This is a genomic window from Tritonibacter sp. SIMBA_163, assembly GCF_046535935.1.
Classification (GTDB): domain Bacteria; phylum Pseudomonadota; class Alphaproteobacteria; order Rhodobacterales; family Rhodobacteraceae; genus Epibacterium; species Epibacterium scottomollicae.
In genome coordinates this window covers 1-259 of record NZ_JAWJBP010000730.1, presented here as the reverse complement: position 1 = coordinate 259, position 259 = coordinate 1, and the positions used below count along the sequence as shown (strand labels likewise).

Here is a 259-nt window from a genome sequence, read left to right as displayed (position 1 = left end):
AATGAGGTGAACATTTCTTTTTGAATGCATAGAAAACAGGCTCGTGCATATATCGATATTGGCCCCACCCAAATGTAGCTGAATTTTTCACCCAAATACATTGCGACCTTACTTCTATACCAGCGTTCAACATTTCTGTTTCAAAATTCAATTGATAGGTAGGTGAGTGAAATACGTAAATGGCCGCTTTTTCATTCATGATCCTAGAATAATTCAGGAATGTATCTCTTAAAAAAATATCGAACTGTTCATCATCCAT

General features: G+C 35.5%; 1 pseudogene. It reads right to left on the bottom strand.

The features are described from left to right. A pseudogene (locus R0J92_RS24245) lies at positions 1-199 on the bottom strand (DNA modification methylase); the annotation flags it as partial. Between the last annotated feature and the right edge of the window lie 60 nt (positions 200-259).